The following is a 15943-nucleotide window of genomic DNA, read 5'->3' as shown; positions in this document are numbered from 1 at the left end:
TATTTTTCTTTTAAAATATTATTATGATAAATTTTCAACTTACAGAGCAATTGAAGACAAATGGGTTTAGTATTAATACACTCAAAAAATCATTAGCTTTAATGGAGGTAAAAGAATTTTAATACACTTGACTATTATTGCATTTATATTGTTTTTGATTATGCAATCATTACTGTTGAAGGAATAGAATATGAAATAAAAGGTCCGAATATAGTGTATATTGGTCCGCATAATAATATTACCTATCAGGAAAACACTGAAGAAGAAAACACTTATTTAATTGCATTTTCTGCTTCATTTTATGAAAGGTCAGCTAAAGACAGCATGTTTCTTAACTCAGAATTATTTTACAATCTCACAGAAGATATTTTCATATCTCCTACCCGGAAACCCGAACATGATATAAAAAGATTTGCTATTGAACGACTTGAACTGTATCAGGATAAAGATAGCGGACTATATAATTCTATTGCACACAATACTATTGAAGCTTTGATTTTGGATGGCTTTTTAAATATTGGAGATAACAGTCTTGAAGCTACTCGCGGTAACTTTGAAAATATTGACATCGTTAACAGATTCCGTGTTATGCTTCACACCAATTACAAACAACACAAAATTGTGAAGTATTATGCTGATAAATTAAATATAAACACCCAGAAGATTAACTGAAATGACTGAGCAAGTTTTAGGTAAAACTCCTAAACAAATAATAACTGAACGTTTATTACAAGAAAGCATCAGGCTTTTAAAACATTCAAAGGTGAGCATCGGCGAAATATCATTCGAATTGGATTTTAATGACGAAGGAAATTTTGGGCATTTTATTAAAAAGCATACTGGTAAGACTCCAAAAGAAATAAGGAATCAGTCGATAATTGAAAAAGCTCTCAATTGATATCATAAAAAATACCGCTATGATTGCGGTATTTCTTTTTCTGTAATGCTTCTTAATCTTCTTTTGAAGCTTTAAAATTGATATTATTATAAGCTGATTTAGATAGAGTTTCGTCAGCCTCTTTTTCTTCATTCAGAGTTTCCACAAGAAGCTTGGCTACTTTGGTTTCTCCTAATGTTTTTGCAAAGTCAGCCAAAGTACCAAAGAAGGCAATTTCATAATGCTTACTTTTTTGAGACGCTGAAATGATTACCGCATTTCTTACCGGTCCTGTATCAGTACTATTTTTAAACTAAGTTTCATAAATAAATGAAACATCCGATTACCTCTTCGATTATAAACAACCTATTTCGTTAGTATTATGGTACAAAATCTATTAACCAATCCTAACCAATAGAAATGCAACTTTTTGAGCCTGTTTTAATTTGACTAAATACTTCATCAAATTTGTTTATAATTACTGAAAGAGCATTCTGACCTATCAATTGACATTTGAATATTCGAAAGTATTTATTCAATACAACCAAAGCTATTGATAAAGAAGAACATTTCACGTAATATATGCTTGTAAAGCATAACCCTTTTTAAATGCTAAAGAAATGCAAAAGCCTGTTATATAATTGATCGTTAACTTTCAAATGATTATATTTAAGTGTTAAAAATGCTTAAAAAATTTATTAACATTTAAAATCTATTATATGGCAATTAAAGAACAGTTATTAAAATTAGCAAAGGAGAAAAACAAAGCATGTGTAACTATTTCTTTTTAATACACACAGAACGATTCCTGATAATCTTCAGGATGAAATCCGATTAAAAAACTATATAAAAGAAGCTGAACAAAGACTTGAATCTGAATTTAACAAAAAAGAAATCGCTTCTCTTTTGTCAAACTTAGAGAAAGTAAAAAGTGGTTTTGAAGTCGATAAAAATATTGAAAGTATTCATATTTTTATTTCCAATGATACCCTTGAAATTATCCGATCAAACTGGCCGGTAACGAATGAGGGGGTACTCATTGATGAGACATTCGCCATACGCTCTCTTATCAAAAACTATAATCGTGAAGAAGAATACTATATTCTGTTTCTTACACAAAAGAATGTGCATTTATATTTAGCGAATAATGATGTACTCATACGAGAAATAGAAACAGATGATTTCCCGTTTAATGAAGAAAAGTACAACCTTATCCATTTAAACAAAAAAAGCGAACAGTAATGAACATCTTGTAAAGGAGTTTTTTAATATTGTTGATAAAGCCGTTATTGCTGAAATTGGATCTTCTTAATCTCAGATGTGTTGTTGCGACCACACATGATAATTTCAATACTTTAAAATTGGTTGCCGACCGGCCTAATTTATACTCCGGACATTTTTCCCTGAATTTCAACAGTTTTACAAAGAAAGACCTGAGTCATGGAGCGTGGGAGATTGTTACCGACTTACAGAAAAAAGAACGCAGTGAACTTATTGAAAAAATGAATCAGGCGGTTTCAAAAGGTGAAGTTCTGACGGATCTTCAGGAAATTTATCAGGCTGCTCTTGATGGAAATGCAGACTTACTTATTGTCCATCAAAATTTCACACAACCTGTAAAAATGAAAGATGAACGCACCTTTGATCTCGCAGAAAATGCCTCTGAAACAGGTGTGATAGATGATATTACAAGTACTATTGCATGGGAAGTAATCAATAAAAACGGTAAAGCAATATTTACCAGTCAGGATGAAATAAAAAATCTCGGGAACATAGCGCTCAAAACCCGTTATTAAATACCAAAAAGGTTCGATTTATATCGAACCTTTTTGTTTTAATAATAGCCTGGCCTGTTCCAAATCTTCACGCGTATCTATTCCTATGCTCGTATGATTTGTTTCCGCCATTTTGATTCGTTTTCCAAATTCAAGGTATCGCAGCTGTTCCAGTTTTTCTGAAGCTTCAAGTGTTTTCATCGGCAGATTTGAAAAATCAATAAGTGCCTGTTTTCGATAAGCATACACCCCTACATGTTGAAAATAACGAACACCAACATTGATATCCCTCGGATACGGTATCACTGAACGCGAAAATAAAGTGCAAAATTATTTTGATCTACGACTACTTTTACATTATTCGGATTTTCTATTGCGGCCTGATCTGAAATTTCAAACATTAAAGAGGCTAAGTCTACAGTATGGTTTCTATCTTCATTAAAGATATTAATAAGACTTTCTATATTACTCTTGTTTATAAAAGGCTCATCGCCCTGAACATTAATCACAATATCACATGTAATATTTTCTATGGCTTCAGCAATACGATCACTTCCGCTTTCATGTTCTTTAATGCTCATTACAGCTTTACCTCCATTGTTTACGATCTCATTAAAAATAAGATCAGAATCTGTGACAACAAAAACATCATCAAATAATTGTGTGCCAAGAGCTGCCTCGTAGGTTCTTAAAATTACTGTTTTACCACCAAGATCCTGCATCAGTTTAGCAGGAAAACGCGTAGATGCGTATCGTGCCGGTATTACTGCTATTACTTTCATGTTTCTATATATTATTCCTGAAAAAAAACTATTTAAAACCAATAAGGTATAATTTTTCTTTTGCACGTGTCATTGCTGTGTAGAGCCATCGGATATATTCTTTGGAAATGCCATCTGGTAATTATGGCTGTTCTATAAAATACGGTATTCCACTGTCCCCCCTGAGATTTATGACAGGTTACCGCATAAGCAAATTTAATCTGTAAAGCGTTAAAATATTCATTTTCTTTTACTTTTTGCATTTTTTTATAAGCTGTTCGCTCATCTTCATAATCCAATAATACTTCCTGATACAATTTATTGGTTTCGTCGTAAGACAGAGAAGCAGATTCCGATTCTAAAGTACTCAGAAATACAATCGTATCAAATGGCTGAAGTGCCGGATAATCGATCATACGGACTTTTACCGAAGCAAATCTAAACCCGTATAATTCTACTATTTTATAAATCTGTAGAATTTCCATGATATCTCCATTTGCAATAAAGTCGGTAACAGTCTGGTTGTCTTTGAGCCAAAAATAATTATTCTTTACAACCATAACCATATCACCAACTGATATTTCACTTTCTTTATCTAATATTTTATAGCGGATCTGCTGATTGTACTGGTTGGCTCTTTTATTGGAACGAACTATGAAAACCGTTTCTTCTACTCCATGGTTACTGTAGGCATCCTGAATAGCGTCCAGTATCTCATACCCATCCTGCAGAGGAACGATATCATTAAATGGTTTTACATCAAACTGAAAAGTATCTAAAAAATAAGAATCTAAAAGTTCTCTTAACTCAGTAGCATTATATAAGATACCGGAATCTAACTCCTGGCGCATTACTTCATCCAACTCAATATGAGTAACTTCCATCTGATAATTGAGAGAAAGTGTATCAGTATTGAGCGCCGGACTTACTTCCTGATGCACGGGTGGTAACTGTGCCGTATCTCCTACTAAAATCAATTTACAATTTTGTCCTGAATAGACATAATACAATAAATCATCCAATAACGAACCATTAGTGTACATATTAGTATCTGTACTCACATCAGAAATCATGGAAGCTTCATCGACGATAAAAATGGTTTTTTAAATTTATTAGCTTGCATGGTAAATGCCATTCCAGTATTCTTATCTTTTTTAGGATAATTAAATACGCTTGTGTATGGTATATGCCGGTTGACTGGAGTAGTTAGCAATAACCTTAGCAGCTCTACCGGTTGGTGCCAGCATTACATATTTTTTATTGATGTGACGAAGCTGATTAATAAGAGTAGAAATCAATGTCGTTTTACCAGTACCTGCATATCCTTTTAAAACAAATATTTCATCTTGCTGATCATTTGTAACAAACTGGACTACCTTTTGTAAGAAAATATCCTGTTTCAAAGTAGTCTCAAAAGGGAATTTACTTTTAACCAAATGATAAAATTCTGAAGGAGTCATCAATGTAATTCTTTTAATAAATTAAGTTATCAAAGATAAGATGTTTTTAAATCAGAATAAGATTTGTGGAAGGTTTTAAAAACTTTAAAATAACAGTAAGTCTTTTTAAGATAAAAAATAATAAAACACTCATAAACAATAGATTAAACTCTTTTTTATTTTGATCTGAAACTCAATGTGTCTATAATGGCTCCTAAAATATTGAATAAGAATTATTTTTTTAACAATTAAAATCAATATAGAAAAATATAATACAAAATAAAAAACATCAAAAACTCATTTAAATCTTAAATAAAATAGTTATGAGTAGTACTGTTAAACTAATGCTTAAAACATCTCAATACAACAAATTGAACTTTCTTTTTTCTAAATTTGGGAAATCATTTTCAATTAAAAGACGAAAAAATGGAGAGAAACAACATTTTATTTAACAGAGAAGTACTGTCATTTTTATTGGGTACTTCTTCGATTTTTACATTTTCCAACACCTTATATGCAAACAAATTACCCGGAAATTTCAACAGTACACATCAGATAATTTCAGACAACAAACTACCTAAAGTAGTAGTATTGAATACATACGGTTTTTTGTCTCAGAGTTAGAAAACTATTCCATTCCTACCACCGAATTAACAGGAAGTTTCAACGAATGGTTTTCATTAGATGCTAAGCATACTTTTGAACTCGTTAAAGAGTATACAGATGCATTAGGTATTAATCATCAAAGCTATCAGCATCTTTTTGATGGTCATAAAATAGATGGAGAATTCATTCTGGTACATTCAAAAAATAATATCGTTCAGGTAGTAAACGGACAAATCAGTCAATTTAAAGAATTAAATACAACTGCCTCTGTTACTGATGAAGATGCCATTGCAGCTTCAGTAAGACATTTTGGTATTGAAAATGCTACCATCAATGCTGTAGAAAATGTCATTGCAAAAATACCTGTAGAAGGAAATGCGCAATTGGTTTTCATAAAAAAAATAACCCTTTCTTCTGCCTTTCCACTTAAAAGTATGGTATTATATATTGACGCGCAGTCTGGTGCTGTCATTAATGAATATAGTAAAATCAAACACGCAGATGTACAGGGAACAGGAACTACATATTACAGAAATACACAGCCGATTACAGTTGACAGTTACAACGGACAATACCGATTAAAGGATACCGGACGTAACATTCATACCTTAAACGGAACAAACATTAACGGAATAAACAATGGAGTCTTTACAGGAACTTCAGAATACACGAGTTCTTCAACTACTTTTAACTCAGTTTCCGCAAGACCGGCTGTAGAGGTTCATTGGGGAATGGGTAAAACGTATGATTATTATAAAAACATACACAACAGAAACAGTTTTGACGGTAATGGTGCTATCGTAAGAAATTACTATAATGCAGGAGCAATTATGGGTACAGATTCTAATGCAGGAGCAATCGATCAGCCGGACTTTATTGTAGGAATGGTTTATGGAAGCGGTGAAGCTGGTTTTATGACTCCGGTAGTAGGATTAGATGTTGCCGGACATGAATATTTCTCACTTAGTAATTTCAAGAAGTGATAATGGAGATTTGACCTATCAGGGTGAATCAGGTGCATTAAATGAAAGTTTTGCTGATATATTTGGAACAGCTATTGAATTTTACACCAATTTATCGCCAAACTGGACTGTAGGTGAAGATGTGTTTACACCATCTCCAGGGTATATGAGAAGTATGTCTGCTCCAAAATCAGGAAGTGCAATGTATGGGCTGCAACAGCCAGACACCTATAAGGGAACATACTGGGCATCAACAACCTCACCGGTAGATGATGGTGGTGTGCATATCAATAGTGGTGTAGGAAATCACTGGTTCTATTTACTTAGCGTAGGTGGTTCAGGAACCAATGATATTAATAATCAATATAATGTAACTGGTATTAGCATACAAAAAGCAGAAAAAATTGCTTACAGAACCCTTAATATGCTGACTCCAAACGCACAATATATCGATGCTTATAATGCATCAAGAATTGCTGCTGCTGATTTATACGGCGCTAATTCAAATGAATTAAAACAAGTAGGCGAAGCATGGTGGGCAGTGGGTATTGGTGACAGAAGTGCAGCTGTAAGTGAAAATGAATTCAACAATAACATTTCTGTATATCCAAATCCAACAATTGATAAAATCTTTACTATAAATGTCGGTTTATCTGAAGCTACTACTTTTGAAATTTATAATATCTTAGGTAAAAAAATAAGAAATTCAGTTAGTCTGGAAGAAGGACAAAATACCATCAATGTATCAGAGGTACAGGCAGGTATCTACCTTCTGAAATTCAATGTAAACGGAAAATCTTTTTCTAAAAAACTAATCATCAAATAATTATTCGATTGATTTACTTATCTGAAAGCCGGTTTAATGCCGGCTTTTATCATAAATAAGAAATGTGTCTTTTTAATGTTAATCAATAAAAGCGTACATTTGCTGAAATTGTTTAGGCATGAATACCCAGCTATATAATCGATTGATCATTAAAGTTTCTTTAAATGAATTTTCATTTGGAATCAAGAATAAATTAAACAATGAAATCTCTCATTTAAAAAGTATCAGTCTCAATCAACTGGCACCCCTGGAAAACCAGTTAGAAGTTATTTTCAGCAAAAATGAGCTCCTACAGGTTTCTTACGATGATATATTGGTTTTGCATGACAATTCCCTAAATACATTTGTCCCAAGTGCTTTATTTGACGCAGATAATCTGGGGAGTTATTTACAATATAACGTAAAGATATTTCCTACAGATTATTTTGATTATGATGAAATTTCTTCTCATCAATTACAGAATATTTACATTCCTTATGTACAATTCAATAATTTTTTTATTGACCAATTCGGAGGTTTTACTTTCAAAAATGTAAACACAGCCTTCCTAGAATATATTTTACAAACCGATTTCCCTTCAGGAGTTTCTTCTGTTTACAGTTGTATTTCAGAACATCATTTTGAAGTAATTGTGATGAAAGGAAACGAGTTTATCTTTTTTAATAGTTTTGAATACCAAACTGCACAGGATTTTATATACTATATTCTGTTTGTTTTTGAACAGCTTAAGCTCGACACTCATCAGCATACTTTACATCTTTTCGGACAAATTGATAGCGGATCAGAATTATTCACTTTGGCATATACCTATATAAAAAATATTGTTGTATACGATCATAAAACACAGGCGAGTGTCTTTAACATTACAGAAGATGAGCTCAAAAAACACTTTATTTTATTAAACTCATGAGAATAATTTCCGGAAAATATAAAGGCCGCAGAATTACTGCACCCAAAAAACTACCTGTACGTCCAACAACAGATTTGAGTAAAGAATCTTTATTCAATATATTAAACCACCATTTCAACTTTTCAGAATTGACTATTCTTGACCTATTTTCAGGAACTGGAAACATCAGTTATGAATTTGCTTCCAGAGGTTCAGAAGAAATTACATCGGTTGATACTGATTTTGGCTGTGTCAACTTTATCAAACAAACGGCTAAAGAATTTGATATGAACATCAACCCTGTTAAATCTGATGTTTATAAATTTCTTGAAAAAGCAAAAACTTCTTATGATGATTATTTTTGCCGATCCGCCGTATGATTTTTCTCAGGAGCAATTTGAAAAAATTGCAGAACTTGTTTTTCAAAATGACTTACTAAATGAGGAAGGAATGCTGATTATAGAACATTCACCACAGACAAAACTCGAACATCTGCCCTATTTTTCATCCAGTAGAAAATACGGTTCTTCTATTTTTTCATTTTTTGAATTTACTGAAGAAGAAGATACAAATGAAGAGGAATAAAAATAGTAGACCTGTAAGCCGGGTTCTGTAAAATAATTCATACGAAAAATTCCCCTTATCATTTATCTACACTCCCGATTACCCGGGAGTTCTATCTGCCTACCCTCTGACTTGAGCGAGCAGCTCTCAAACATCAGTTTACATGGCATTTCACCGTATAGAGTTTACCTGGTTTCACTACAGCCGAACTGTACATACTTTCTGTTGCACTTGTCCTCATCTTCCGACGGACGGGTGTTACCCGCTATACTGCTCTGTGGTGCCCGGACTTTCCTCTGATCTAAAACCAGCGATAAGGCGGTCTACTATGAGCGCAAAGTTAGGTAAATAAAAGTAATCAAGCCCCTAAAATTAATATAAAAAGACCTCAAAAATTCACTAAATTTGTTTACAAATTAATGTTTCTATGAGTTTTATAAAACAACAGAATCCTCTTCTTATTATGACGGTTTGGAGAAAATGACAATAGGCGAATTATTGTCAAACATCAACCGGGAAGATCAGACCGTACCTTTGGCTGTAGAGAAAGTGATTCCACAAATCGAACGTCTTACTGAGCAGGTAATCAATCAGCTTCGTAGCGGAGGACGTCTTTTTTATATAGGAGCAGGAACTTCCGGTAGACTGGGGATTGTAGATGCCTCTGAATGCCCGCCTACTTTTGGAGTTCCTTTTGATTTAGTAAACGGACTTATAGCAGGTGGCGATCAGGCCATCCGAAAAGCAGTGGAAAATGCAGAGGATAATACCGCACAAGCACAGACAGATTTAGAAAACCATCATATCACTTCCAAAGATTTTGTAATCGGTATAGCAGCATCCGGAACTACACCTTACGTCTTGGGTGGACTTGAATTCTGTAAAAAGCAACAAATTCCTACCGGATGTATTGTATGTAATGCAGGGAGTCCGATTGCTATTACAGCTGATTTTCCGGTTGAAGTAATTGTAGGTCCCGAATTTTGTAACCGGGAGCTCACGCATGAAAGCAGGGACAGCACAAAAACTAATCCTCAATATGATTTCTACCGCTACCATGATTCAGCTTGGTCATGTAAAAGGAAACAAAATGGTAGATATGAAACTATCTAATGACAAATTAGTAAACAGAGCCATCAAAATGGTACAACAAGAGCTAAAAGTTGATTTTACAACAGCAGAACAATTAATAACCTCATACGGAAATGTCCGTAATGCCATTGATAAATACAACAGTCATGACAACAAATAATACCAACAGATCAAAATTATTCAAAGGCCTGCAAAAAATGGTTTTGCCATTCCGTTAATGTTTGTTGGCCCGGTAATCATCAATTCTTCTTTCAAGAATTCAGAACACCCACTTTACTACCCGGTATTAATTTTAGGAATTCTGATTTGTTTGTTTTCCATGTTCTTTTTCTTTAAAGGACTTACTACTTGGTAAGTGGATTTTTTAACGACCCTAATACGAATAAATAATGAAAAAGTTTTTACTATTACCTGTAGCTATAGTATTGGTTTCCTGTTACAATCAGGAAAAAAAATGTCAGGATTTCAGAACCGGTACTTTTGTTTTTGAACAGGAGATTGAAGGTGTAAAACATACTTCAACTTTTATCAGAAAAGAAAATATTGAGATAGAAACCTATAATGGAAAAAACAGACACGGCTTCTATACGATGGGTAAATGATTGCGAATATGTATTACAAAAATTACATCCGAAAAACCGTGCAGAGCAAAAAGGAGTTTCTATGAGAATATTGACCACTAAAGACAATGAGTATACCTTTGAGTATGGCATTGTAGGCGATGTAAACAAACAAAAAGGCACTATCAAAAAAATTGACTAATATCTGACCTATGGAAGCTTTATTAACGGCTGATGCTCTGATTGCATTTTTGACTCTCACCTTTCTTGAAATTATTTTAGGAATAGACAATATCATTTTCATTTCTATTGTTACAGGAAAATTACCGAAGAACAAAGAAAAAAAGCAACCAGAATAGGTTTATTCCTGGCCATGTTTATGAGAATTGCCATGTTATTCGGAATTTCATTCCTTATTGCTATGAAAGCGCCCTGGTTTAGTGTTGACTGGAGCTGGTTTAAAGCTGATTTCAATGGACAAGCAATAATATTACTTGCCGGAGGAATTTTTCTGATTTATAAATCCACCAAAGAAATTCATGAAAAAGTCAACCATATTGACCATGTTACAGAATCTACCAATGCTAAAAAGACAGCGGTAAAATCATTTAGCTCCATCATCATGCAAATCTTATTGATTGATTTGATTTTTCTGTAGACAGTATTCTTACTGCCGTAGGTATGACCAATGGTATTGAAGGAGCTCTTTATATCATGATTGCTGCTGTAATCATATCGGTTGGAGTTATGATGCTATTTGCGGTTCCTGTAGGAAACTTTGTAAATAAAAATCCTTCCATACAAATTCTTGCACTTTCTTTTCTTATCCTGATCGGGTTTATGCTTACTACAGAAAGTATGCATCTCTCCGGGGCTGAATTAGCAGGACAGAAAGTAGGAGCTGTACCTAAAGGGTATCTCTATTTTGCCATTGCATTTTCATTGGCGGTAGAGTTTTTAAATATGAAAATGCGGAAAAAAAGCAACTAAAACACATTCTTTTTTACAGAGAAATTCGTAACTTTAATAGAACATTAAAAAATTTAATTATGAAAAAATTTGTACTATGTTTTTTTGCAGTTCTTGGCTTTTCAAGCCTACAGGCGCAGGAAGTAAAATCTGAAATTGAAATTGTTGATACTGTGAGAACAGTGGTGATGACAATTAATGCGGATCGTTTTAACGATCTGAAAGATTTTGACTGGAGAGGTAATCTTACATCTGTATTTAAAGATGTACCGGATAATGCTGTTATTGGTATCAGAATTAATATTGGTGATAAGCAATTAACAGACGATTCTTCAACATTGGCCAATAAAATGTCATTGTACAAACAAGACTATGCAAAAAACAAAGAAACATTGTTGAGAAATGTGGTAAGAATGGTACAGTCTTTTGTAGATGATGACCAAAAAGGACACAACATGTCAAATTATACCGAAAAAATAAATATCTTTACAGAAAGTAGTCTTCTTTAAAGACTACTTTTTTTAGCTCTAATTGTCAAGGAATTATGTCAGAAAGAATAAGAGAGAAATTAAAAATACTTGCCGATGCGGCAAAATATGATGTTTCCTGCTCATCAAGCGGAAGCAACCGAAAAAATTACTAAAGACGGTGTTGGAGATACCGGTGCAGGAATTTGTCATACCTATACTGAGGATGGCAGATGCGTTTCTCTGCTTAAAATACTTTTGACCAATGTATGCATTTTTGACTGTGCTTTTTGTGTTTCACGCAGAAGTAATGATGTACAAAGAGCAGCTTTTACAGTAGATGAAGTTGTAGAATTAACCATGAACTTTTATCGCAGAAAATTATATAGAAGGTTTATTTTTAAGTTCCGGTATTTTTAAAAATGCAGATTATACTATGGAGCGTATGGTAAGGATTGCTAAAAAGCTTCGTCTTGAGCAGCGCTACAATGGGTATATCCATTTAAAAACAATCCCGGAGCAAGTGAAGAACTGATAAAAGAAGCCGGTCTGTATGCTGACAGAATGAGCATTAATTTAGAAATGCCTACTGAAACAGGCCTGAAGCTGCTCGCACCGGAAAAATCACATGAAGAAGTAAAAAGAGATTTAGGTGTAGTCAGAGATAACCTTGTAAAATTTAATAACGAACGCAGTATCATAAAAAGCACACCCAAATTTGTTCCTGCAGGTCAGAGTACACAAATGGTAATCGGAGCTTCAGATGAATCCGATAAAGACATCATGTATACTGCCCGTAATTATTACAAAGAATTTCAACTCAAAAGGGTTTATTACTCCGGATACATCCCGATATCAGAAGATAGCCGTATGCCTGTTATCGGTACACAGCCACCATTATTACGTGAAAACAGGCTGTATCAGACAGATTGGCTCATGCGCTTTTACGGTTTTGAAGTTCAGGAAATCCTAAATGATGAAAATCCGAATCTCGACATACAGGTAGATCCCAAACTGAGCTGGGCATTACGAAATCCGCAGTATTTTCCTGTAGATATTAATACCGCTGATTATAAAATGATTTTAAGAATTCCAGGAATCGGCGTTAAATCAGCTAAGAAGATAGTTCAGGCACGCCAATTTGGAAGAATACATGAATATCAACTCAAAAATTTAGGAGTAGCCTTTAACCGGGCAAAATATTTATGCGCTGTTCTGACAGCAGGTTTCAGCTAAACGATCCGGAGCCTATGTATATTAAAAAAAGGATTCTTGAAAAAAGCCAGTCCAAATACCTGAAAAATAATCCTGATCAGTTAAGCCTTTTATTTTAATGAAGATTTACGTTTTTGACGGAAGTTTTACAGGTCTTATGTGCTGTATTTTTGAACGGTTTGAAATGAAAGACTCACAAGTAGAAATTGTATCTTCAATCTATCATCAACCGTCTGCTTTTGATGAAAGCAGTACTATTTTTTCAGATGAAGAAAAAGCAAAGCGGGTTTTAAAGGCTTAAACAAACAATTGAACAAAACATTCATAAATAGCTTATACAAAGCGTACTTATCTGAAAAACCTGTGGCTTTTCAACACATTTTCAATGCGGCTGTTTTTGCTTTTACAGCCAAAACCGATATCTCTGGAGACTATGGAAATTTTGATGTTATGGGCGTTTCAAAAATTGCTAAAAATGTATCGCGTGAGAAACATCGGATGGAAGCTTTTATCCGTTTTAAAAAAGCCCAAAACGGACTATTTTATACTGTTATAAAACCTGATTTTAATGTACTCCCTCTAATTCAGCATCATTTTAAAAACCGTTATGCAGATCAGCAATGGCTTATATATGACGAACAAAGAAAATACGGAATCTTTTATGACGGTATTCAGGTACATGAAATTGAGCTTATGCCACAGGAGATCAACAGTCTTCTACCAGCATTGGAAGTAGCTGATGAAAAAGAATCCCTTTTTGATCAACTCTGGAAAGATTATTTTAAAAGTACCAATATTACAGAACGTAAAAACATGAAATTGCACATCCAACATGTACCAAAACGGTATTGGAAATATTTAAATGAAAAACAATAACTCAACGGTTTATATAGCGATCCGTAATAAAATCAATATCCTTTATAGATTTTCGTGCCCAGTCTATTCTTTTTTCAATTTTTTCCTCTTCTGATAATTGCCATGCAATATCTGAACGTCTCAAACGATTTGTAAGATCCTGAATGATGATAGCAGCTGACACTGATATATTAAGACTTTCCGTAAATCCTACCATCGGAATTTTTTATAAAAGTATCTGCCTGCTTCATAATATCTTCTGATAACCCTAAGCGTTCCGTTCCAAAAAACAAAGCAGAAGTTTGGTAATATCAAATCTTCTAAAAAATGTGCATCGGTATGAGGAGTTGTAGCTACATCTGATAGCCTTTTTTTCTTAGTTCATCTACACAGGACTGATTAGAATTATACCTGTGAATATTACCCATTTCTCAGCTCCTAATTGCAATCTCTTTATCAATTGTTTTTCCATATTTTTGTTCAATCACATGTAATTCCTGTATTCCGAAGACCTCACAACTGCGCATCACAGCGCTGGTATTGTGCAACTGAAAGATATCTTCTACTGCAATGGTAAAATGTTTGGTTCTGTTTTGCAAAACCTGTAAGAAATTATTTTTACGATTCTCGGTAAGAATATTTTCCAAATAATTCAAATAATTAATATCTTTAAAAAGATGGGAAGGTATATTAGGATTCATGTAAGGCGTAATTATTATTATGCAAAGATACTATTACTTACAAAAAAAGAAAAATAATGAAAAAATTGGTTGTGTTGTCCGGTGCCGGCATAAGTGCAGAAAGCGGTATTAAAACATTCAGAGATTCAGACGGATTATGGGAAGGACATGATATAACAGAAGTTGCCACTCCTGAGGGTTTTGCGAGAAACCCGAAGCTTGTATTAGATTTTTATAACTTACGGAGAAAACAGTTACAGGAAGTCCAACCTAATACTGCTCACAAGACCATTTCCGGAAATTTTCCATAAAAGGCTGTTTTGCCCTTCCTGAGCTTTTGCATTATAGCTCAGTAGTTGTACTAAAAATAATAGAATACCAAAGGATGCTTTTTTAATCAGAGTCATAAGTTTGATGGTTTAATAATTAGTAATGGTCATAAAGATACTAAAAAAAATAAATGATAAACGAGGACTTAAATTGATTTAATCGCTTTAATTAATGTCAGAAATTGTAAAAAAATAAAAGCTTATCTAAGGATAAACTTTTACTCATCCAGTAAATCAGGACGTCTTGTTTTGGTATGGTCATACGCTTTTTGCTCTCTCCATTTTTCTATTTCAGGGAAAATTACCGCTTAAGAGAATATCAGGAACTTTCCATCCCTTATATTCGGCTGGTCGCGTATAAATGGGCGGTGCGAGTAAATTGTCCTGAAAACTATCTGTCAGGGCAGATGTTTCATTACTCAGTACTCCGGTATCAATCGGATAATGGTGTCGCAGAGTATCGCAGCTCCGAGTTCACCACCGGATAAGACATAATCAACAATAGAAATTTCTTTTGTAATAAAATGATCGCGTACTCTTTGATCAACCCCTTTATAATGTCCGCATAAGATGATGATATTTTTAAGAAGAGACATGCTGTTGGCCATTTGCTGGTTCAGTGTATCGCCATCAGGTGTCATGTATATAATTTCATCGTATGTGCGTTCACTTTTGAGTTGTGTTATGCATTTATCAATGGGTTCTATACTCATTACCATACCTGCACCACCCCCGAATGATAATCATCTACATTTTTGTGTTTATTGGTGCTGTAATCTCTCAGATTATGAAAATGAACTTCTACAAGTCCCTTTGCAATTGCTCTTTTTAGTATAGAAGCTTGAAAAGGACTTTGTATTAATTCAGGCAAAACAGTAATAATATCAATACGCATATCATCAAATTTCAGCAAAAGTAAGGCAAAAATATGAATTGTAAAATGCAAGAAGATCAGATGCTGTACTGAAACGGATAATTGCTTTTGGTTATATTTAACAACAGCTTTAAATATTTGTATTTAAAAACAGGCTATAAAAACGTATATTTGTGTTTCATTTTAACATAAAACGAAACAAA

General features: G+C 33.7%; 14 protein-coding genes, 1 other RNA gene and 12 pseudogenes. 19 read left to right on the top strand and 8 right to left on the bottom strand.

Annotated elements, in window-relative coordinates:
* Positions 1-213: 213 nt before the first annotated feature.
* Together QW060_RS26015 and QW060_RS26010 are read left to right on the top strand one after the other, a co-directional pair.
* Positions 214-672, top strand: coding sequence for a hypothetical protein (locus tag QW060_RS26015; RefSeq protein ID WP_290365513.1), 459 nt, complete (start codon positions 214-216; stop codon positions 670-672).
* A 1-nt stretch (position 673) separates the two neighbouring features.
* Entirely contained in the window at positions 674-898 is a 225-nt protein-coding gene (locus QW060_RS26010; RefSeq protein ID WP_290365512.1) for a helix-turn-helix domain-containing protein, read from the top strand.
* A 52-nt stretch (positions 899-950) separates the two neighbouring features.
* On the opposite strand, the pseudogene QW060_RS26005 reads toward QW060_RS26010, so the two are convergent.
* Positions 951-1166, bottom strand: a pseudogene (locus tag QW060_RS26005) (YciE/YciF ferroxidase family protein); the annotation flags it as partial.
* Between the two features lie 617 nt (positions 1167-1783).
* On the opposite strand from QW060_RS26005, the gene QW060_RS26000 reads away from it, so the two are divergent.
* Positions 1784-2119: a hypothetical protein gene (locus QW060_RS26000; RefSeq protein WP_290365511.1), complete on the top strand. Its 336-nt coding sequence runs from the start codon at positions 1784-1786 to the stop codon at positions 2117-2119.
* 32 nt (positions 2120-2151) lie between these two features.
* The gene (locus tag QW060_RS25995; protein WP_290365510.1) at positions 2152-2673 is read left to right on the top strand and encodes a baeRF3 domain-containing protein; all 522 of its coding nucleotides are present in this window, start codon (positions 2152-2154) and stop codon (positions 2671-2673) included.
* Positions 2674-2691: 18 nt separating this feature from the next.
* Here QW060_RS25995 and kdsB read toward each other — a convergent pair.
* Positions 2692-3434, bottom strand: a pseudogene (kdsB, locus tag QW060_RS25990) (3-deoxy-manno-octulosonate cytidylyltransferase).
* A gap of 28 nt (positions 3435-3462) precedes the next feature.
* Positions 3463-4873 (bottom strand): annotated as a pseudogene (locus QW060_RS25985) (ATP-dependent DNA helicase).
* 405 nt (positions 4874-5278) lie between these two features.
* On the opposite strand from QW060_RS25985, the gene QW060_RS25980 reads away from it, so the two are divergent.
* Entirely contained in the window at positions 5279-5476 is a 198-nt protein-coding gene (locus tag QW060_RS25980) for a hypothetical protein (protein ID WP_290365509.1), read from the top strand.
* A pseudogene (locus tag QW060_RS28815) lies at positions 5443-5679 on the top strand (hypothetical protein); the annotation flags it as partial. The gene QW060_RS25980 and the pseudogene QW060_RS28815, both read left to right, overlap by 34 nt.
* Positions 5680-5696: 17 nt before the next feature.
* On the opposite strand, the gene QW060_RS25975 reads toward QW060_RS28815, so the two are convergent.
* A complete protein-coding gene (locus tag QW060_RS25975; protein ID WP_290365508.1) occupies positions 5697-5852 on the bottom strand; it encodes a hypothetical protein in 156 nt (51 codons plus the stop codon).
* A gap of 40 nt (positions 5853-5892) precedes the next feature.
* Between QW060_RS25975 and QW060_RS25970 the strand changes: the two genes are divergently transcribed.
* The 4 genes and pseudogenes from QW060_RS25970 to QW060_RS25955 all read left to right on the top strand — a co-directional run bounded on the left by QW060_RS25970 (position 5893) and on the right by QW060_RS25955 (position 8720).
* Positions 5893-6441, top strand: a complete 549-nt coding sequence (locus QW060_RS25970) for a gluzincin family metallopeptidase (protein ID WP_290365507.1) — start codon at positions 5893-5895, stop codon at positions 6439-6441.
* Positions 6407-7246, top strand: coding sequence for a M4 family metallopeptidase (locus tag QW060_RS25965; RefSeq protein WP_290365506.1), 840 nt, complete (start codon positions 6407-6409; stop codon positions 7244-7246). The genes QW060_RS25970 and QW060_RS25965 overlap by 35 nt, the downstream gene beginning before the upstream one ends.
* Before the next feature lie 118 nt (positions 7247-7364).
* The gene (locus QW060_RS25960; RefSeq protein ID WP_290363102.1) at positions 7365-8156 is read left to right on the top strand and encodes a DUF3822 family protein; all 792 of its coding nucleotides are present in this window, start codon (positions 7365-7367) and stop codon (positions 8154-8156) included.
* Positions 8153-8720, top strand: a pseudogene (locus tag QW060_RS25955) (RsmD family RNA methyltransferase). The gene QW060_RS25960 and the pseudogene QW060_RS25955 overlap by 4 nt, the downstream one beginning before the upstream one ends.
* Here QW060_RS25955 and rnpB read toward each other — a convergent pair.
* An RNA gene (gene rnpB, locus QW060_RS25950) (RNase P RNA component class A) lies at positions 8719-9029 on the bottom strand. The pseudogene QW060_RS25955 and the gene rnpB overlap by 2 nt on opposite strands.
* 150 nt (positions 9030-9179) lie before the next feature.
* Between rnpB and murQ the strand changes: the two are divergent.
* From murQ to QW060_RS25910, 8 genes and pseudogenes are all read left to right on the top strand, one after another.
* Positions 9180-9951, top strand: a pseudogene (gene murQ, locus QW060_RS25945) (N-acetylmuramic acid 6-phosphate etherase).
* Positions 9952-10008: 57 nt separating this feature from the next.
* Positions 10009-10146 carry a DUF6095 family protein gene (locus tag QW060_RS25940; protein WP_290365505.1) on the top strand — a complete coding sequence of 46 codons (138 nt, stop codon included), beginning with the start codon at positions 10009-10011 and terminating at the stop codon, positions 10144-10146.
* Positions 10147-10180: 34 nt separating this feature from the next.
* A pseudogene (locus QW060_RS25935) lies at positions 10181-10553 on the top strand (DNA topoisomerase IV).
* A 10-nt stretch (positions 10554-10563) separates the two neighbouring features.
* Positions 10564-11341 (top strand): annotated as a pseudogene (locus tag QW060_RS25930) (TerC family protein).
* A 59-nt stretch (positions 11342-11400) separates the two neighbouring features.
* Positions 11401-11829, top strand: a complete 429-nt coding sequence (locus QW060_RS25925; RefSeq protein ID WP_290365504.1) for a hypothetical protein — start codon at positions 11401-11403, stop codon at positions 11827-11829.
* A 35-nt stretch (positions 11830-11864) separates the two neighbouring features.
* Positions 11865-13121, top strand: a pseudogene (locus QW060_RS25920) (putative DNA modification/repair radical SAM protein).
* Entirely contained in the window at positions 13121-13303 is a 183-nt protein-coding gene (locus QW060_RS25915; RefSeq protein ID WP_290365503.1) for a hypothetical protein, read from the top strand. The pseudogene QW060_RS25920 and the gene QW060_RS25915 overlap by 1 nt, the downstream one beginning before the upstream one ends.
* An 8-nt stretch (positions 13304-13311) precedes the next feature.
* Positions 13312-13878 (top strand): TIGR03915 family putative DNA repair protein, encoded by a 567-nt coding sequence (locus QW060_RS25910; RefSeq protein ID WP_290365502.1) that lies wholly within the window; start codon positions 13312-13314, stop codon positions 13876-13878.
* A gap of 1 nt (position 13879) precedes the next feature.
* Here QW060_RS25910 and QW060_RS25905 read toward each other — a convergent pair.
* Positions 13880-14558 (bottom strand): annotated as a pseudogene (locus QW060_RS25905) (TrmH family RNA methyltransferase).
* A gap of 56 nt (positions 14559-14614) precedes the next feature.
* On the opposite strand from QW060_RS25905, the pseudogene QW060_RS25900 reads away from it, so the two are divergent.
* Positions 14615-14833, top strand: a pseudogene (locus tag QW060_RS25900) (Sir2 family NAD-dependent protein deacetylase); the annotation flags it as partial.
* Here the strand turns inward: QW060_RS25900 and QW060_RS25895 are convergent.
* A complete protein-coding gene (locus QW060_RS25895) occupies positions 14792-14944 on the bottom strand; it encodes a hypothetical protein (protein ID WP_290365501.1) in 153 nt (50 codons plus the stop codon). The pseudogene QW060_RS25900 and the gene QW060_RS25895 sit on opposite strands and share 42 nt — an antisense overlap.
* A 140-nt stretch (positions 14945-15084) precedes the next feature.
* Positions 15085-15761, bottom strand: a pseudogene (trmD, locus tag QW060_RS25890) (tRNA (guanosine(37)-N1)-methyltransferase TrmD).
* Positions 15762-15943 lie beyond the last annotated feature (182 nt).

This window comes from Paenimyroides ceti (genome assembly GCF_030409925.1).
The sequence above is the reverse complement of the archived record's forward strand: the minus strand, read 5'-3'. Positions and strand labels throughout refer to the sequence as shown.